General features: G+C 70.2%; 14 protein-coding genes. 6 read left to right on the forward strand and 8 right to left on the reverse strand.

Translation table 11 applies throughout. From position 1 onward, the window contains the following. Positions 1–1,050: 1,050 nt before the first annotated feature. Both K8Z61_RS19480 and manA read right to left on the reverse strand, forming a co-directional pair. Positions 1,051–2,373 carry an O-antigen ligase family protein gene (locus tag K8Z61_RS19480; protein WP_374227935.1) on the reverse strand — a complete coding sequence of 441 codons (1,323 nt, stop codon included), beginning with the start codon at positions 2,371–2,373 and terminating at the stop codon, positions 1,051–1,053. A 3-nt stretch (positions 2,374–2,376) separates the two neighbouring features. After that, the gene (gene manA, locus K8Z61_RS10555; RefSeq protein WP_224129257.1) at positions 2,377–3,567 is read right to left on the reverse strand and encodes a mannose-6-phosphate isomerase, class I; all 1,191 of its coding nucleotides are present in this window, start codon (positions 3,565–3,567) and stop codon (positions 2,377–2,379) included. A gap of 174 nt (positions 3,568–3,741) precedes the next feature. Here manA and K8Z61_RS10560 point away from each other — a divergent pair, with 174 nt between their 5' ends. Then, complete coding sequence (locus K8Z61_RS10560; RefSeq protein WP_224129259.1) at positions 3,742–4,335, forward strand: hypothetical protein; 594 nt, start codon at positions 3,742–3,744, stop codon at positions 4,333–4,335. A 142-nt stretch (positions 4,336–4,477) separates the two neighbouring features. Here K8Z61_RS10560 and cysC read toward each other — a convergent pair whose 3' ends face one another. Beyond that, positions 4,478–6,280, reverse strand: a complete 1,803-nt coding sequence (gene cysC, locus K8Z61_RS10565) for an adenylyl-sulfate kinase (RefSeq protein WP_224129261.1) — start codon at positions 6,278–6,280, stop codon at positions 4,478–4,480. A gap of 13 nt (positions 6,281–6,293) precedes the next feature. Next, entirely contained in the window at positions 6,294–7,418 is a 1,125-nt protein-coding gene (locus K8Z61_RS10570; protein WP_224129263.1) for a glycosyltransferase, read from the reverse strand. Between the two features lie 317 nt (positions 7,419–7,735). Between K8Z61_RS10570 and K8Z61_RS10575 the strand changes: the two genes are divergently transcribed. The 4 genes from K8Z61_RS10575 (at position 7,736) to K8Z61_RS10590 (ending at position 10,611) form a co-directional block, all read left to right on the forward strand. Continuing rightward, on the forward strand, positions 7,736–8,680 hold the full coding sequence (locus K8Z61_RS10575; RefSeq protein ID WP_224129265.1) for an asparaginase: 945 nt from the start codon (positions 7,736–7,738) through the stop codon (positions 8,678–8,680). A gap of 134 nt (positions 8,681–8,814) precedes the next feature. After that, positions 8,815–9,240 carry a helix-turn-helix domain-containing protein gene (locus tag K8Z61_RS10580; RefSeq protein ID WP_224129267.1) on the forward strand — a complete coding sequence of 142 codons (426 nt, stop codon included), beginning with the start codon at positions 8,815–8,817 and terminating at the stop codon, positions 9,238–9,240. 67 nt (positions 9,241–9,307) lie between these two features. Next, the gene (locus K8Z61_RS10585; RefSeq protein ID WP_224129269.1) at positions 9,308–10,189 is read left to right on the forward strand and encodes a hypothetical protein; all 882 of its coding nucleotides are present in this window, start codon (positions 9,308–9,310) and stop codon (positions 10,187–10,189) included. 137 nt (positions 10,190–10,326) lie between these two features. Continuing rightward, the gene (locus tag K8Z61_RS10590) at positions 10,327–10,611 is read left to right on the forward strand and encodes a DUF2516 family protein (protein ID WP_224129271.1); all 285 of its coding nucleotides are present in this window, start codon (positions 10,327–10,329) and stop codon (positions 10,609–10,611) included. Positions 10,612–10,640: 29 nt separating this feature from the next. Here K8Z61_RS10590 and K8Z61_RS10595 read toward each other — a convergent pair whose 3' ends face one another. Continuing rightward, on the reverse strand, positions 10,641–11,966 hold the full coding sequence (locus K8Z61_RS10595; protein ID WP_374227938.1) for a sugar nucleotide-binding protein: 1,326 nt from the start codon (positions 11,964–11,966) through the stop codon (positions 10,641–10,643). A gap of 53 nt (positions 11,967–12,019) precedes the next feature. Further along, the gene (rfbB, locus tag K8Z61_RS10600) at positions 12,020–13,018 is read right to left on the reverse strand and encodes a dTDP-glucose 4,6-dehydratase (protein WP_224129275.1); all 999 of its coding nucleotides are present in this window, start codon (positions 13,016–13,018) and stop codon (positions 12,020–12,022) included. Between the two features lie 57 nt (positions 13,019–13,075). On the opposite strand from rfbB, the gene rfbA reads away from it, so the two are divergent. Continuing rightward, on the forward strand, positions 13,076–13,960 hold the full coding sequence (rfbA, locus tag K8Z61_RS10605) for a glucose-1-phosphate thymidylyltransferase RfbA (RefSeq protein WP_224129277.1): 885 nt from the start codon (positions 13,076–13,078) through the stop codon (positions 13,958–13,960). Here rfbA and K8Z61_RS10610 read toward each other — a convergent pair. Together K8Z61_RS10610 and K8Z61_RS10615 are read right to left on the reverse strand one after the other, a co-directional pair. Further along, positions 13,912–15,075, reverse strand: a complete 1,164-nt coding sequence (locus K8Z61_RS10610) for a glycosyltransferase (protein ID WP_224129279.1) — start codon at positions 15,073–15,075, stop codon at positions 13,912–13,914. The genes rfbA and K8Z61_RS10610 overlap by 49 nt on opposite strands. A gap of 58 nt (positions 15,076–15,133) precedes the next feature. Continuing rightward, positions 15,134–16,555 (reverse strand): sugar transferase, encoded by a 1,422-nt coding sequence (locus tag K8Z61_RS10615; RefSeq protein WP_224129281.1) that lies wholly within the window; start codon positions 16,553–16,555, stop codon positions 15,134–15,136. Positions 16,556–16,569 lie beyond the last annotated feature (14 nt).

The following is a 16,569-nucleotide window of genomic DNA, read 5'->3' on the forward strand; positions in this document are numbered from 1 at the left end:
GAGCTGCAGTTAGCGCCGATCGACAACAGGCTGGGGCGTGGTTGGCATACGCGCGGCGGCAAACCTACTTCGCCGTTCTGGTGTCCATCCTTGTCGGGCTCACCTTCTCAAAATTGCTTGGCCTCAATTTGATCGATGCGGCCGCCTCGACGTTTCTATGTGCGGTCGCCGGGGCGAGCCCGTGGCGAACAGTAGCTGCAAACGTCTTGATCTGCTTATCGCAGGAGGACGAGTACGGGACTGCGAACATACGCCAAACACTAATGACCGTTGCTGCAATCCTTGGTTTGGCTGCGCTGGGGCTACTGACGGTAGCGAGCGCTGTTTTCGCAACGACACTAGGAATCGCGGCCCAGCATTTTTCAATATTCCGATCGATAGGTGCGCTCCATATTCCGCGGCAGGGCCCAGTGGCCTGTGGCCCTCGGGCAGTCGCTCCAGCGGCCGCGAGTCAGATCGCGGATTCGACAGCCGGGCGTGTTGATTCAATCTTGTTCGCAATGTCTGGGGCGCGTGCGACTTTGGGAATCTATGCGATCGTCGCGCTTGTGCCTCAGGTCGTTACGCAAACGATCTTGACGATCGTGCAGCGGTCGTATTCTGTAGCGCCCGAGCTTGATTTGGCCAAGCGAACGGTCAATCTCTATGCCATCTCCTTGGCGGTGTCTGTGACCCTCGCTGGGGGCGGGCTATTGGTTGCAAAACCAGTCATGCCAATCGTATTCGGAAGAGAATTCGATCCCCCGTGGTTCATGCTCTTGGCCGCTTTTCTTTTCGCGGTGGCGCTCGGATCGTTCGGTCCACTCGCTGTCGACGCGGGCATCAGGCGAGGGCCATGGATTGCAATTCTGGCTTCGCCGGCATTGTCCGGGACCGCGGGGTGGTTGCTAAGTTCGGCGGCATCCACTCAGGTTGCGATATCGGCGGGAGCCATGATGCTTTGCGGTTTGGGCTACACAGTCTCGCTCGCCGCGAGGACCGGCCGTTGGCCGGAGCGGAGGACGATCCTGAAATTGCTACCGCTCCGATAACTGTCGGGAAACCGCCAGTTCAGTGCGGGCTGCTGATGGCGCTGCCCGCTGCGGAATCCTTGCCGGAGTGGTCGACAGTGGCTCTTTGGCCTCGGTGACCTATCCGAGATCGATGCGGCAAATCGCTATGAGATATGCCAAGGAGAATGGCAAGTAGAGCGACGATCGGAATCCAGACCTCTAGAGCGAGTATTGATCCGAAGGCAAGGCCGGTTATCGTCGCTACGTGAAGAGCTCGAACCGAAGTTCCGATCCGTCGAATTACCCCGAGGGACACCGCTGCCCAAAATGCGACCCCTAGCAGGCCAAACCGAATGGCTGCAAAGACATATTCGCTGTCAACGGTTTTGCTGGCGTCAATCGGCCCTAGGGCAGTCGGGATGACTAGGTGGCCGATGGGAATCCTTCCCATCCCGGTTCCAAGAGGGTTTCTTTGTAGTTCTGACGACAGTTGACCGTAAAGCGCCGTCCGATACTCTGCGGACGCAACGACTGGGTCCGACGAAGAAACTGCGCTACTTTCTGAGATTCCTCGAATTACGCTGGGCCCGGCTGCGATCAAGATTACTAGAAGAAGTGCTGGGGCGAGTGCGCCAGCGGCGCGAGTACGCTGGATCGAGGATACGGCGACGGCAGTCCCAGTGCCAATTAGAAGCCAAGCGATAGAACTGCGTGAGCCAGTGCTGAGCGCACCCGCGATGAGTAGAGATACCAAGCTCGCGCGAACAGCAAAGTCGCGTACGAGCTCTCTTGACGCAGCGAATGGAACCGCGACGACGCAAAACCAAGCCAAGACTAGAGTCTGAGGAAGGAATGCTCTCGCCCGCAACTCACCTCCTCGGCGGGCACTGTCAATGAAGTAACTCCCCCGAAATAGATAATCTCCTCCAGCGCGCTCAAGAAGTGCCAGGACCGCGGCGGCGACCGCGAGACCGAGGAAGGTCCTGAAGATCGCTCGGGACGCCCGGGGATCCGTGCCGATTCGTCGGCCCAACACAAAGGCGATAGGGGCAATTGCCAGGATGGCTGCGGAGAATCTGAAGTCCTGATTATCGCTACCACGCGCGAGCCCGACGCTGAATGTCAGGAGATAAAGCGCGCCTGCGGCTGTAGGTCGCGCGCGACCCGACCGCGTCCTAGTGAGGATTAAGGCGCCTGCAATGATGATCGCAAAGACGGCTTCACGTGAATAGCTGAGGACCGGAGTCGCGATTGCGAGCGCCAGCCAGACTGCGCCTAGGACTGACAGCTCTCGGCCCGCAAGCTCCGTTGAAGGAGGGCGACGATCTGAACCACCTTGGTCCATTTGCATCGCCTCTCTCCGATCTCGTGGGACGCGCATCAGTTAGACGACGTCAACGAGCCGAGAATGAACTGCCCTGCGGGCGGGTTCGTATGCCTGCGCTACCTCACCGAGACCCGCGACAAGGCAGGCACCGTCCTCAGGAGTCAGGTAGGCCGAGTCGCCGCGGGCGAGAACGACGTGGTCGCCCTGCGCATTGACGACTTCGACGTCGCCCCCGGTGCAGATCAGCAGTGAGCGACGGCTGGCGACCAGCGGCACGCCGTCAGGCTCCGCATGCGAGACCTGGGTGAGTGCGAGGGCGAACTCCACGTCGGAGGGGCTGAACACCTCGGTGTCGGCGAGAGCGAACTCGGGGTTCACGCGGGCGATGCGAGCCATGCCGGTGCCGCCGAGGCAGCTCACGAGGCCGGCCGGGTCGACGTGCTTGCTGGTCAGGCCGGCCCGCAGGACGTTGTCGCTCGAGGCCATCACCTCGAGGCAGAGCCCCTTGAGGTGCGCGTGGATGATGCCGGCGCCAAGGTAGGCGGCCTCGCCGGGCTGGAGCGTCATGCGGTTGAGCATCAACGAGATGATCACGCCGACGTCGTCGGGGTAGTACTCGGAGATCTCGGTGGCGGTGGCGTACGCACGCTTGATGTCCAGGCCCAGCTTGGCCAGCGCGCGGCAGGCGCCCACGACCTCGCCGACCTGGGAGGCGGAGATGTCCTGGGTCAGCAGCCACTCGACGCGGCGCACGATGCCGGCGAAGCCGGGGTCGGCACGCAGGTCGTCCGCGAGCCGCTGGGTCAGCGGGGTCTCCAGCGGCGCCAGCACGCGGAGGATCTCGACGGTGGGCCGGAAGCCGATCAGGGAGTCGAAGGTGGTCAGCGCGTAGACCATCTCCGGCTTGTGGTTGTCGTCCTTGAAGACGCGGTTCGGCGCGGTGAGCGGGATGCCGGCGGCCTCCTCGGCCGCGAAGCCCTCCTCGGCCAGCGGCTTCGAGGGGTGCACCTGCAGCGAGAGCGGCTGGTCGGCGGCGAGCACCTTCAGCATGAACGGCAGGTCGCCGCAGAGATCGGAGAGCGGCTTCTCGGTGCCGTCGGCGTCGATCGCGGTCGACGGCTGGAGCGGGTGCGTTCCGATCCAGACCTCGGCGACCGGGGTGCCGTCGGATCGCTCGCCGAGGAAGCGCGGGATCGCGTCTGGGGAGCCCCAGGAGTAGTTCTGCACGCCGTTGCGAAGCCGGTACATGGGCAGCAGCCTAGGAGGGCTCAGGCCTCCGTGTCGGCGGACCTGGCAGAGCGGTTCTGTGAAGGGGGTCTCGACAAGCTCGACCACCGGCCTGAAGCGCTCGACCACCGATCTTGACAAGAACGACCGCCAACCGCGCGTGTAAGCCAGTGGCGGGGCGCTAGCGTCCCCGTCGTGAGTGTCAACGGCGAGGCGGCGGCTCCGATGCGACTGCTGACCGTCTGCGTCGGCAACATCTGTCGATCGCCCCTGGCGGAGCGGCTGCTGCGCGAGCGCTTCGCCGCGTCGCTGCCGCCCGGGCTCGTCACGGTCGAGAGCGCCGGCGTGCAGGGGCTCGCCGGCCGCTCGATGGAGCCGCACGCTGCTGCCGAGCTCGAGCGGCTCGGCGGCGACGCCGAGGGGTTCGTCGCCCGCCGCATCGACGCCGACATCGCGGACGGCGCCGACCTGATCCTCGCGATGACCCGGGAGGTGCGCTCGGAGGTGCTCACGGTGCAGCCGCGGGCGATCAAGCGCACCTTCACCATCGCGGAGTTCGCCCACCTGTGCCGGTATGCCGTCGAGCAGGACGCCCGGATTTACACCGTGGCCGAGCTCGTCGCCTTCGCGGCGAAGCACCGCAGCGTCGCCGCGGCCTACGACCTCGACGTGCCCGACCCCATGGGTCGGTCGGTCGAGGTGCACCGGGAGGTCGCCGACGTGATCGCCGGCCACGTGCACGTGGTCAGCGCGCTGCTGGTGCCATTGGTCCGCGCGCAGAACGCGTAGGTGCGGGGGTCTCGACAAGCTCGACCACCAGGTCTCGGCTCGACCACCGGGTTTCGACAAGCTCGACCACCGTGGCCCGGCTCGACCACCGTGGCCCGGCTCGACCACCGCGGCTCGGCTCGACCACCGGGTTTCGACAGGCTCAACCGCCGAGGACGCGCAGCAGGCCGCGGATGAGCTCCTCGATGCGGGCGGTGGAGGCCTCGGCGGCCTCGGCGCCCCTGTTGAAGGGGTCGGGCAGATCGGCGGGCTCGGCGCGGCCGATGCGGGTGGCGACGGCGGCGAGCAAGGCGGCGCGGTCGGGCGGGGTGGCGTCGAGGGTCTCGGCGGTGGCCACGAACTGGCCGAGGCTGAAGACCTTGCGGAAGAGCGCCGGGGTCTCCTGCAGGATCGCCGCGCGCTGGTTGGCCGACGCGGTGAGCACCAGGTCGGCCTGGGCCACCAGCTCGCGGGTCAGCGGGCGGCTGCGGAAGCCGGACACCGACACCCCGCGGGCCACGAGCGTGGCGGCGACGTCGCCGTCCACCGGCTCGTCGACGAAGCCCTGGGTGCCGGCGGAGGCGAACTCCAGGCCGGCGTCGGGGCCGGCGAGCGAGGTGGCCAGCAGCTCCATCGAGGGGGAGCGGCAGATGTTGGCGGTGCAGACGAACAGCACGCTGAACGGCGCCGCGGTGCTCGCCGCACGTCGCGGCTGGCTCACCGGCGCGGCCTCGGCCTCCGGGGCCACGGGCGGCAGGTCGAGCAGGCCCGCGTCGCGCAGCGCCGCGACGACGTCCTCCAGCGCGTCGTCGATCGAGCGGCCGGTGGTGTCGACGCGCACGTCGGCATCGTCGGGCTCCTCGTAGGGAGAGGAGATGCCGGTGAACTCGGGGATCTCCCCGGCACGGGCCTTGGCGTAGAGGCCCTTGCGGTCGCGTCGCTCGCACTCCTCCAGCGGCGTGGCCACGTGGATCAGGAAGAAGTCGGCCTCGGCGTCCTCCACCAGCTCGCGCACCTGCGCGCGGGTGGCGGCGAACGGGGCGATCGGGCTGCACACCGCGAGCCCGCCGTGCCGCGCGATCTCCGCGGCCACCCAGCCGATGCGCCGGATGTTGGTCTCGCGGTCCTCCCTCGAGAAGGTCAGGCCCGCCGAGAGGTGACGCCGCACGACGTCGCCGTCGAGGGAGGTCAGGGTGCGGCCCTGCTCGAGGATGCGGTCCATCAGCGCCCGCGCGAGCGTCGACTTGCCGCTGCCCGAGAGGCCGGTGAAGAACAGGACGAGCCCGCGTCGCTGTTGCTCGGCGCCGTCGAGCACCGCGGCCACCTCGTCGGGCAGCTCGCCGGTGCCGCCGACCGCCGGGGCCGAGGGGCCGGGCAGCGCCAGCACGGGCGCTCCGCCCGCGTAGGCCTCGACGACCGTGACGCCGAGCGCGTGGTCGGCCTCGGCGTCGCCGTGCGCCGCGAGCGGCACCGCCACCACGGCGGCGTCCGGCAGCAGCGCGGCGGCCGCGAGCGTGGCGCGCAGCAGCGTCACCGGGCTCAGTCCGGCCGCCTCCTGCGGAGTGCCCTCGCCGACGAGCGCCAGCAGCACGACCGGGCGCGTGCCGATGCGGGCCAGATCGGTGCGGGTGAGCGGGCCGGTGACGGGGACGACGGTGCGTCCCGCGTACCGCTCGCGCGACTCCGCGGGGGTCAGCCGCAGCCGCCGGAACGGCCCGTACGCCGGACGGCCCAGCGCCTCGATCGCGCCGCCCGGCAGCGTGACGCGGGCCAGCGGCAGCCCCTCGGGGTCGACCAGCTCGACCCCGCCGGCGGCCTCGGCCGCGGCGCGCACCTCGTCCGGCAGCTCGAGGGTGACGAGCGGGTGCTCGCCGAACCGGCTCAGCGGCGAGAACGCCCCGCTGACCAGCAGCTCCAGGTCGTCGAGCTCGCGCGGACGGGGGCAGTGCTGGGGAAGGGCTGGCACGCCCCGCAGTGTGTCAGCCGCAGACGCGCTCGCGCAGGCCCATCCAGGCCACGAGCCGGTCGACGTGCGCCGCGGCGTCGAAGCGCGAGAGCCGGCGCCACCGCTCGGCGTCCGAGAGCCGCTCGGAGGTCAGCTGCGCCGCGGTGATCGCCTGGCGGGCGGCCTCGGGGGTCCACGAGCCGTCGTCGAAGGGGAAGGTGACCCCGCCGCCGACGATGTCGAGGCTCTCCGCGGCGCCGCCGCGCGGGTTGACGATCACCGGCACGCCGAGCGCCATCGCCTCGACGGGCACGATGCCGAAGTCCTCTACAGGCGGGAAGAGGAACGCGTCGCCGCCGCGGATGATCGCCCGCATGAGCGCGTCGGAGGGGTTGATGACGAACTCGACGTCGGCCTTCAGCTCGCGCGCGAGCTGGCGCAGCGCGTCCTCCTCCGGGCCCCGGCCGCAGACCACGAGGCGCTGCCCGGCGGTGGCGGCGAAGCGGATGGCGAGGTCGAGACGCTTCTGGTGCGCGAACCGCGAGGCGGCCACCAGGTAGCCGGTGCCGACCGAGGCCAGGACGGCCTGGTCGTGGGCATCGAGCGGCTGCCGCGTGCGCAGCGCCTCGAGCTCGACGGGCGGGTAGATGACCTCGGCGTCGACGCCCCAAGCGTGCGCGGCGCGCTCGCGGACGAACGCGCTGTTCGCGGCGTAGTGGGTCTTCGGGCTCACGTGCTTGCGGTCGAGCCGCCGCAGCATGGGGGAGACCAGCCGGGCCACGGGCGTCTGCGCGCGGTCGTCGAGCTCGGGGGCCCACAGGTAGCGCGGCGGGGTGTGCGCGTAGACGTAGACGGGCACGCCGGCCCGATCGCCCGCGCGCCCGACGTGGTGGGCCAGGGAGTGGCTCGAGGCCAGCACCCAGTCGTAGCCCCGCACGTCGAGGTGCCGCCAGATGCGCGACATGAACGGCAGCGCCGGCGCCTTGCGTCCCCTCAGCGCCGAGCCCGCGAGCCACGACTCCCGCACGGTGTGTCCCTCGTACCGTGCCGCGTCGTCGTCCCACAGGCAGAAGATGTCGGCGTCCGGGAAGTGCTCGGCCCACGCGTCGACGACGCGTTCGGCCCCCCCGGTTGGCTCGATCCACTCGTGGACAATCAATCCCCCCATAACCGTCTAACTGCCTCTCCATGACGCGGGTTACGCATCGATCTGGGTGTACGAGTGTTTTGCTTTCCGGCTCGGGCGGGCTGACCAGTCAAGACAGGTCTTAGGCCCCTTGACCTGCGGTTGTCCGGGATCGTCCGGGAAGCCGCGCGATGGTCTGGATGTCTGGACCAGCGACCGTCTGGGGCCGCCGTCCGAACGATCGGTTGGTTCCCTCCGGGCTTCGGTGACAAACCCGCGATCGGATGGGGTCTCGACATGCTCGACCACCGGGGCGGGTCAGGCGCCGGCGACCTGCGAGGCTGGACGCCATGACGTCCCACGTGCCCCTGGTCGAGATCCGACGCGACGGGTTCCTGGAGGGCCGCCACCACGGCACGGTCGTGGCGCTCGCGGCCGACGGGTCGGTCGACTGGGCGCTCGGCGATCCCGACGCGCCCTTCCTGCCCCGCTCGTGCAACAAGCCGCTGCAGGGGCTGGCGATGCTCGAGGCCGGTCTCGACCTGCCGGACGAGCGGCTGCTGGCGCTGGCCTGCGCCTCCCACTCGGGCGAGCAGATCCACCTCGACGGCGTGCGGGCGATCCTCGAGCGGGCCGGCCTGCCCGCGTCGGCCCTGCAGACCCCGCCCGACCTGCCGCTGGAGCCCCGCGTGCGCGACGCCATCCTGCGCGCCGGCGGCGAGGCCGCGCCGATCGTCATGAACTGCTCGGGCAAGCACGCCGCGATGCTGCTCACCTGCGTGCAGCGCGGCTGGAGCACCGACGACTACCTCGACCCCGCCCACCCGCTGCAGCACCGGATCGTCGCCACCTTCGAGCGCCTCACCGGCGCGCCGGTCGCCCACCACACCACCGACGGGTGCGGCGCCCCGCTCCTGGCCACCTCGCCGGCGTCGCTGGCCCGCGGCTTCCGGGCCCTCGCCCTGGCTGCCGAGGGCCCCGAGCGACGCATCGCCGACGCCGTGCGCCACCACCCCGAGATGGTCTCCGGCACCACCCGTCCCGAGCGGCGGCTGCTGGCCGAGCTGCCCGGCGCGATCGCCAAGATGGGCGCCGAGGCCTGCTTCGTGCTCGCCCTGCCCGACGGCCGCGCGCTCGCGCTCAAGATCGAGGACGGCGCCGACCGCGCCTGGCCGCTCGTCGCCGCCGCAGCCCTGCGCCGGATGGGCCTCGAGGCGCCCGTGCTCGACGAGCTGATCGAGCAGCCGTTGCTCGGCGGGGCCCGTCGCGTGGGCCTGCTGCGCGCGGTTTTCTGAGGATCTCGACGCCGCCGAGGGGTGGTCTGCTAGCGGCGCTAGCAGCGGCCTCTACGCCTGCGAACTGGCCTTTGTGACTCGATCCACAGCCTGTGGGTTTGAGGTTTGCTAACTGTTGCTAGCACACTGGAGGCATGGCGAAGGGCAAGGTGTCGAAGACCGTGGGCACCCTCGGCGACTACCTGAGGGAGCAGCGCGTCGGCGCCCAGCTCTCGCTGCGTCAGCTCGCCGAGCAGGCCGGCGTCTCCAACCCCTACCTCAGCCAGATCGAGCGGGGACTGCGTCGACCCTCCGCCGAGGTGCTCCAGCAGATCGCGAAGGCGCTGCGCATCTCGGCCGAGCAGCTCTACCTCCGCGCCGGCATCGTCAGCCCCGACGATGGCGTCGGCGGCAGCGTCGAGCTGGCCATCCTGGCCGACACCGCGCTCACCGAGCGCCAGCGGCAGTCGCTGCTCGACGTCTACCAGTCCTTCCTCGCCATCAACCAGGCCGCCCAGGCCGCCGGGCCCGACCCGACGGACGAGCCGGCCCCCGCCCAGGACGGGCCCACGCCCGCCTGACCGTCCGGTCCGGCGACCCGCCGGGCCACCATCCGTCCGACCTCGGACACGAAGGAGTGCCACCGCCATGGCCAAGAAGATCGACCTCCCCACCCTCGAGCTCCCCGACCTGTCGAACCTCGACCTGCGCACCGAGGCCGCCAAGGGCCTCTACGCCGGTGCCGGCGCCCTCGACCTCGCGCTCGAGACCGTCCGCGCCCAGGTCACCGAGTACGTCAACGACGTGCAGACCCGCCTGCTCGAGGTGCAGAAGGACCTCGAGGAGCGCCTCGCGGTCGTCTCCGGCAAGCTCGCCGACCTGCAGAAGACCGTCTCGGGCGTCGAGCTCGAGCCCACCAAGGTGCGCACCCAGGCCACCGGCGCCGTCAACACGCGCGTCGAGGCCCTCACCGAGGAGGCCAAGGCCCGCCGCGCCGCCATCGAGGCCCGCGTCGCCGAGCTGCAGGCCGAGGCCCGCGCCCTGCCGGCCAAGGTGCAGACCGCCGTCTCCGAGAACGTCGCCACCGCGTCGGCCGCCTACACCGACCTCGCCAAGCGCGGCCAGGTCGTCGTCGCCCGCATCCGCAAGCAGGAGGGCGTCCAGGACCTGCTGAAGAGCGCCCGGGAGGCCGTCGAGGCCGTCGAGGACGCGCTCGACGCCGTCGAGGACGCGATCGAGGGCGCCATCGAGAAGCCGGCCCCCGCGAAGAAGGCCCCGGCCCGCAAGGCTCCGGCGACGAAGGCGCCGGCCGCGAAGAAGGCGCCCGCCGCCAAGAAGGCCCCGGCTGCGAAGAAGGCCCCGGCGAAGAAGGCCGCGACCGCCACCAAGTCGGCCGCCACCAAGACCGCCACCACCGCCAAGACCGCGGCCAAGAGGGCCACCGGCACCGCCAAGACCGCCGCCAAGAAGGCCGCCGGCACCGCCGAGACCGCCGCCGCCAAGGCCGCGGACGCCGTCGACAAGGCCTGACCCACCCCGCCGCTGCGGCGGCGACCCGCACCACCCGCGACGCGGTCGGCCCCTCCGGGAGCCGGCCGCGTCGCTGCGTCCGCGCCCGGAGCCCGCGGGTGAGGCACCTGTGCGGCGCGCTTCGCTAGGCTCGCCGCGTGTTCGAGAGCGTGTACGAGGTGCAGAGCGGCCTGAGCCTGATCGTCTTCGTGGCCTTCCTGGCGGTGAAGCTCTTCGCGTTCGTCTCCGCGCTGCTCTTCGAGGCCCGCGCCTACGAGGCCGCGAACAAGCTCACCAAGCCGGCCTGGGTGCTGATCACCGGCCTCGGCATCGTCACGCACCTGATCTCGATCGGCCCGCTCGTCAGCATCGGCTTCCTCATCGCCGCGTTCGTGTTCATCCTCGACGTGCGGCCCGCGCTGCGGGGGCTGTACCGGCGCTGACGGCAGCTGCCGTCCGGAAGCGCCTCGACTCAGCCCTGCAGGTAGCGGCGCAGCGTCACCCGTGCGTCCTCCGGCACGAAGCCGGTGGCCCGGATGCGGCTGAGGTCGAGGGTGCTGTGCACCGGTCGCGGTGAGAGATCCTTGCCGGCTCCGTACGACGCGGTGTCGGTCGGGGAGACGTCCTCGCGGTCGCGACCGCACAGCTCGAAGACCTCGCGGGCGATCTCGAGCCAGCTCATCGTCGGGCCGTCGCCGGTGAGGTTGTAGACGCCGTACGGCGCCTCGACGTCGAGGAGATGGCGGGTCGCCCGCGCCAGCTCGGTGGTGAAGGTCAGCCGGCCGAACTGGTCGGCCACGACGCTCGGCGAGACGCCGTCGTGGGCGAGTCGCTCCATCGTCCGCACGAAGTTCTTGCCGTCGCCGACCACCCACGAGGTGCGCAGCACGTAGTGACGCGGAGCGACGCCCACGGCGATGTCGCCGGCGGCCTTGGTCTGGGCGTACACGCCGAGAGGCGCGTACCCCTCCTGCTCGTCGTGCGTCTCGGCGATGCCGTCGAAGACGTAGTCGGACGAGTAGTGCACCAGGGTCAGCCCGTGCCGCGCGGCCGCCGCCGCGAGCAGCGCCGGCGCAACGGCGTTCGCCGCCCAGGCCGCCCGCCGCCCCTCGGTCGTCTCCGCAGCGTCGACGGCGGTGTACGCGGCGGCGTTGAGGATCAGGCCGTACTCCGACCAGGGGAACCCGGCCACCGCCTCGGGGTCGGTGATGTCGAGCTCGTCGAGATCGACGCCCACCGCGTCGGGGAACACCTCGAGCAGCGCCCGGCCGAGCTGGCCGCGCGAGCCGACGACCAGGGTGCGTCGGGGCTGCATCGGCACGACGGCGTCGAGCGTCGGGTTGGCGCGGTCCTTCTCCGAGACGTCGGCCTCTGCGAGGTCGATCGGCCAGGCGATCGCGGCGCTCGGGTCGTCGAGCGCGAGCGCCGGGTAGGCCACGCCGGGACGCCAGTGGTCGTTGACTAGGTAGGTGTACGCCGTGCCGTCCTCGAGCGCCTGGTAGGAGTTGCCCACGCCGCGCGGCACGAAGACCGCCACGCCCTCGTCGATCTCCACGCTGAACGTCGCGCCGAACGACTCCCCGGCCCGCAGGTCGACCCAGGCGGCGAAGACCCGCCCGGTGGCCACGGAGACGAACTTGTCCCACGGCTCGGCGTGGATGCCCCGGGTCGCGCCGCGACGGGTGTTGAACGAGATGTTGTTCTGCACCGGCCCGAAGTCGGGCAGCCCGAGGGCGACCATCTTCTCCCGCTGCCAGTTCTCCTTGAACCAGCCACGGTCGTCCCCGTGCACCGGCATCCGGACCACGAGCAGCCCGGGGATGGTCGTGGTCTCGACCGCCAGCTCCACCGTCACTGTCCCTTCGCGGCGTAGGCGGACTCGACGGCCTGCTTGTGCGGCCGCCACCAGTCCTCGTGCGCGCGGTACCACTCGATCGTGTCGGCGAGGCCCTGCTCGAAGTCGGTGAAGCGCGGGCTCCAGCCGAGCTCGGTGCGCAGCTTCGTGGAGTCGATCGCGTAGCGCAGGTCGTGCCCGGGACGATCCGTCACGTGGTCGAAGTCGTCGGCCGGGCGTCCGAAGTGGCGCAGGATCTGCTGGACGACCTCGAGGTTGTTGCGCTCGCCGTCGGCGCCGATCAGGTAGGTCTCGCCGATCGCGCCCTCGCGGAGGACGGCGAGGACCGCCGAGGAGTGGTCGTCGGCGTGGATCCAGTCGCGGACGTTCTGGCCCGCGCCGTACAGCTTCGGCCGGCCGCCGTCGATGACGTTGGTGATCTGCCGAGGGATGAACTTCTCGATGTGCTGCCACGGGCCGTAGTTGTTCGAGCAGTTCGAGATCGTGGCCTGCACGCCGAAGCTGCGCACCCAGGCGCGCACCAGCAGGTCCGAGCCCGCCTTCGTCGAGCTGTAAGGGCTCGACGGGTTGTACGGCGTCCGCTCGCTGAACCGCTCGGGATCGTCGAGCTCGAGGTCGCCGTAGACCTCGTCGGTGGAGATGTGGTGGAGGCGGATGCCGGCCTTGCGCACCGCCTCCAGCACGCTGAAGGTGCCCACGACGTTGGTCTGGACGAACGGCGACGGGTCATGGAGGGAGTTGTCGTTGTGCGACTCGGCGGCGAAGTGCACGATCGCGTCGTGCTCGCCGGCCAGGCGCTCCATCAGCGGCGCGTCGACGATGTCGCCGACGACCAGGCTGACGCGGTCGGCCGGCAGGCCGTCGAGGGATTCCCGTGACGCTGCGTACGTCAATTTGTCGAGAACGGTGACGCGCAGATCCGTGTTCGCCACGACGTGGTGCACGAAATTCGACCCGATGAAGCCGGCGCCACCGGTCACGAGGATGTGATCCATGGCTGAATGCTAGGGAATCCGGGGCATGCCCCGTCAGGCATCCCTACGCTTTCGAGAGTGAAAGGGATCATCCTCGCCGGTGGCACCGGCTCGCGCCTGCACCCCATCACGCTCGGCATCAGCAAGCAGCTGATGCCGATCTACGACAAGCCGATGATCTACTACCCGCTCTCGACGCTCATGCTCGCGGGCATCCAGGACGTCCTGATCATCACCACGCCCCACGAGGCGGACGGCTTCAAGCGGCTCCTGGGCGACGGGTCCCGCTTCGGCATCTCGATCACCTGGGCCGAGCAGCCGTCGCCCGACGGCCTCGCCCAGGCGTTCGTCATCGGTGCCGAGCACGTCGGCGACGATCACGTGGGCCTGATCCTGGGCGACAACATCTTCTACGGCGCCGGCCTGGGCACCCGCCTGCGCCGCTTCGAGGACCTCGACGGCGCCGCCGTCTTCGGCTACCGCGTCGCCGACCCCACCGCGTACGGCGTCGTGGAGTTCGGCGAGGACGGCCGCGCACTCTCCTTGGAGGAGAAGCCAGCCCAGCCGAAGAGCCCCTACGCCGTGCCCGGCCTGTACTTCTACGACTCCAGCGTGGTCGAGCACGCGGCCCACCTGCGCCCGTCGGCCCGCGGCGAGCTCGAGATCACCGATCTCAACCGCATCTACCTCGAGCAGGGACGCCTCCACGTCGAGGTGCTGCCCCGCGGCAGCGCCTGGCTCGACACCGGGACGGTCGAGGACATGAACGACGCCGCCAACTACGTGCGCGCCATCGAGAGCCGGCAGGCCAGCAAGATCGGCGCGCCCGAGGAGGTCGCCTGGCGGATGGGCTACATCGACGACGAGCGCCTGGCCGAGCTCGCGCAGCCGCTCGTGAAGAGCGGCTACGGCCGCTACCTGCTCGGGCTTCTGGACGAGGCGGAGTCCAACGTCCGCGACTGAGCCTCCACCCACGCGATCCGCGGTCGTCCGAGGGTCTCGCTGATGGCCTGCTCGTAGGCCGCGCACACGTCCGGCCAGTTGTAGTGGGCCGCTCCGCGCTCGCGGGCCCGCGCCCCCCGGTCGTCCGTCGTGGCCATCTCGGCCAGCACCGTCGAGGCGATCGAGGCCGGATCGGGCGCGCAGTAGACGGCCGTGTCGGCCAGCACCTCGCGGTTGTAGACGGTGTCACGCGCGACGATGCGGGCTCCGCAGGCCATCGCCTGCACGAGCGCGGGGTTGGTGCCGCCCACGCTGTGGCCGTGGAAGTAGACGCCCGCGTGCTGCCACAGCGCGAAGAGGCGACGATCGTCGCTGATGTGACGCATCCAGTGGATGTTCGGATGAGTGGCATCGAGCCGCTCGGCGCGGGCGTCGATCTCGTTGCCGGCACCCGAGGTGCCGACCAGGATCACCGGGTGGTGCTCGGCGATGGTCTCGGCTGCCGTCAGGAACTCGTTGATGGTGTTCTCGGGCACGAATCGGGCCACGATCAGGACATATCCACCGCTGGTGAATCCAGGCTCCACCGGCAGCTCTCCGACCGGCTGACCGCCATAGGGGATGAAATATCCGTCCCGTCGGAACGTGCGGCGCCAGTAATCGCCGATGGCGTGCGCGTCGAACACGAGGGAATGCGCCATCCGGCCGCTGAGAACCGCGCCCCAGCGGAAGATCCGCTTCGCCCACGGACCCCATTTCTGTCGCTCCCACTCGATGCCGTCGACGTTCAGCACGATCGGCACCCGCCGCAGGCGCAGGAGCGGCAGCCAGTAGCCGTTGGCGCAGTTCATGACGAGCGCCACGTGCGGGCGGTGGAAGAACGCGTGCAGGCAGGCGGTCAGGCCGAAGGTCAGGGTGCTCAACGCGGTCGAGTCGACGCCGCGGGTGGTGACGACGCGCACCCGCGGGTCGAGGTCGGGGTCGTCGAGCTTGATCTGGCCGGGGCGGCCGTAGACGACGACGTCCCAGCCGGCGTCGACCAGCGTCGGCGCCAGCTTGCGCACGGCGGTCTCGAATCCGCCGTAGTAGCTGGGGTATCCGCGGGTCCCGATGATGGCCACGGTGCGTCGCTTCATGTGTTCCTTCTGACGTGGGGGGTCAGCGGAGGGTTGGGGAGGGCTTGCTCGTGGCGGTTCAGTAGGCGCCCTTGCTGCCGAGCACGGCGCTGACCGTGCGGGCCAGGATGGTGAGGTCCTGCATCATCGACCAGTTGTCGACGTAGTAGAGGTCGAGGCGCACGGCCTCCTCGAAGGAGAGGTCGGAGCGGCCGGAGACCTGCCAGAGGCCGGTGAGGCCGGGGCGCACGTGCAGGCGACGGGCGATGTCGCCGGTGTAGGTGGCGACCTCGGACGGCAGCGGCGGACGCGGGCCCACCAGGCTCATGTCGCCGCGCACCACGTTGACCAGCTGCGGGAGCTCGTCGAGGGAGAGCCGGCGCAGCAGCTTGCCGGCCTTGGTGATGCGGGGGTCGTCGGTCATCTTGAACAGGCCGCCCTCGAAGCCCATCTGCTCCTTCAGCGCGGCCAGCCGCGCCTCGGCGTCGACGACCATCGTGCGGAACTTCAGGCAGGAGAACTCCTCGCCGTGGCGTCCCGTGCGGGTCTGGCGGAAGAGCACCGGGCCGCGGTCGTCCAGCCAGATCGAGAGCGCGATGAGCGCGAGCACGGGGGCGAAGAAGGTGAGCAGCGCGGTGGCGCCGACGACGTCGAAGAGCCGCTTGGCCAGGCTGCCGGCGTCACGTGCCGTGGGCGGGCTGATGTGCATCAGCGGCAGGCCGCCGACCGGACGCACGCGGATGCGGTCGCTGGAGATCTCGTTGACGCTCGGCGCGATGATGATGCGCACGCCGTGGCTCTCCAGGCTCCACACCAGGCGCCGCATCTCCTCGCTGGAGCCGATGCCGCCGCCGGCGAGGAAGACGGTGTCGATGGTGTCGCTCTCGGCCAGCGCGACGACGTCGCCCAGCGTGCCGAGCACCGGGATGCCGCCGTGGGTCTCCTCGACGGGCTGCTCGCTCAGCGCGCCGACGAGGTCGTAGCCCAGCCACGACTCGCGGCGCAGCACCGCGGCCACCTCGTCGACCTGGGCCGGGGTGCCGACCAGCAGCGCCCGCTGCCGCAGGATGCCGTGGCGGCGCGCCGCGTGCAGCAGCCGGCGCAGCCCGAGGCGGGCGAGGAGGATCAGCACGGTGCCGAGCAGGAAGACGGTGGCGAAGAACGCCCGACTGAGCTGGAACTTCGCCAGGTAGCAGGCGACGCCGACCAGGGCGGCGGTGTAGATGCCGGCGTTGACGACCCGCTTGAACTCGTCGGTGCCGGCACCGAAGACGTTCTCGCGGTAGCCGCGCAGGAGGTAGGTGATGGTCACCCAGGCGGCGAGGATCAGCGGCCCGACGACGAGGGCGGAGCTGGTGAGGTCGACCTGCCCGATGCCGACCGACAGCTGCTGCCGGGCGGCCACGGCGACGACGACGGCCAGCACGATCGCGCCCGCGTCGAGCACCACGGCGGTGGACGGCAGGAACCGCAGGGCGCGGCTCGCGGTGCGCGTCTGCACGAACCTGCTCGTGC

This window comes from Nocardioides sp. TRM66260-LWL, assembly GCF_020075545.1.
GTDB lineage: Bacteria > Actinomycetota > Actinomycetes > Propionibacteriales > Nocardioidaceae > Nocardioides.

Coding starts and splice junctions, on each gene's coding strand:
- K8Z61_RS19480 (WP_374227935.1), bottom strand. CDS start 2,373: ATGCGCGTCCCACGAGATCGGAGAGAGGCGATGCAAATGGACCAAGGT.
- manA (WP_224129257.1), bottom strand. CDS start 3,567: ATGTACCGGCTTCGCAACGGCGTGCAGAACTACTCCTGGGGCTCCCCA.
- K8Z61_RS10575 (WP_224129265.1), top strand. CDS start 7,736: ATGACGTCCCACGTGCCCCTGGTCGAGATCCGACGCGACGGGTTCCTG.
- K8Z61_RS10580 (WP_224129267.1), top strand. CDS start 8,815: ATGGCGAAGGGCAAGGTGTCGAAGACCGTGGGCACCCTCGGCGACTAC.
- K8Z61_RS10585 (WP_224129269.1), top strand. CDS start 9,308: ATGGCCAAGAAGATCGACCTCCCCACCCTCGAGCTCCCCGACCTGTCG.
- K8Z61_RS10595 (WP_374227938.1), bottom strand. CDS start 11,966: ATGCCGGTGCACGGGGACGACCGTGGCTGGTTCAAGGAGAACTGGCAG.
- rfbB (WP_224129275.1), bottom strand. CDS start 13,018: ATGGATCACATCCTCGTGACCGGTGGCGCCGGCTTCATCGGGTCGAAT.
- K8Z61_RS10610 (WP_224129279.1), bottom strand. CDS start 15,075: ATGAAGCGACGCACCGTGGCCATCATCGGGACCCGCGGATACCCCAGC.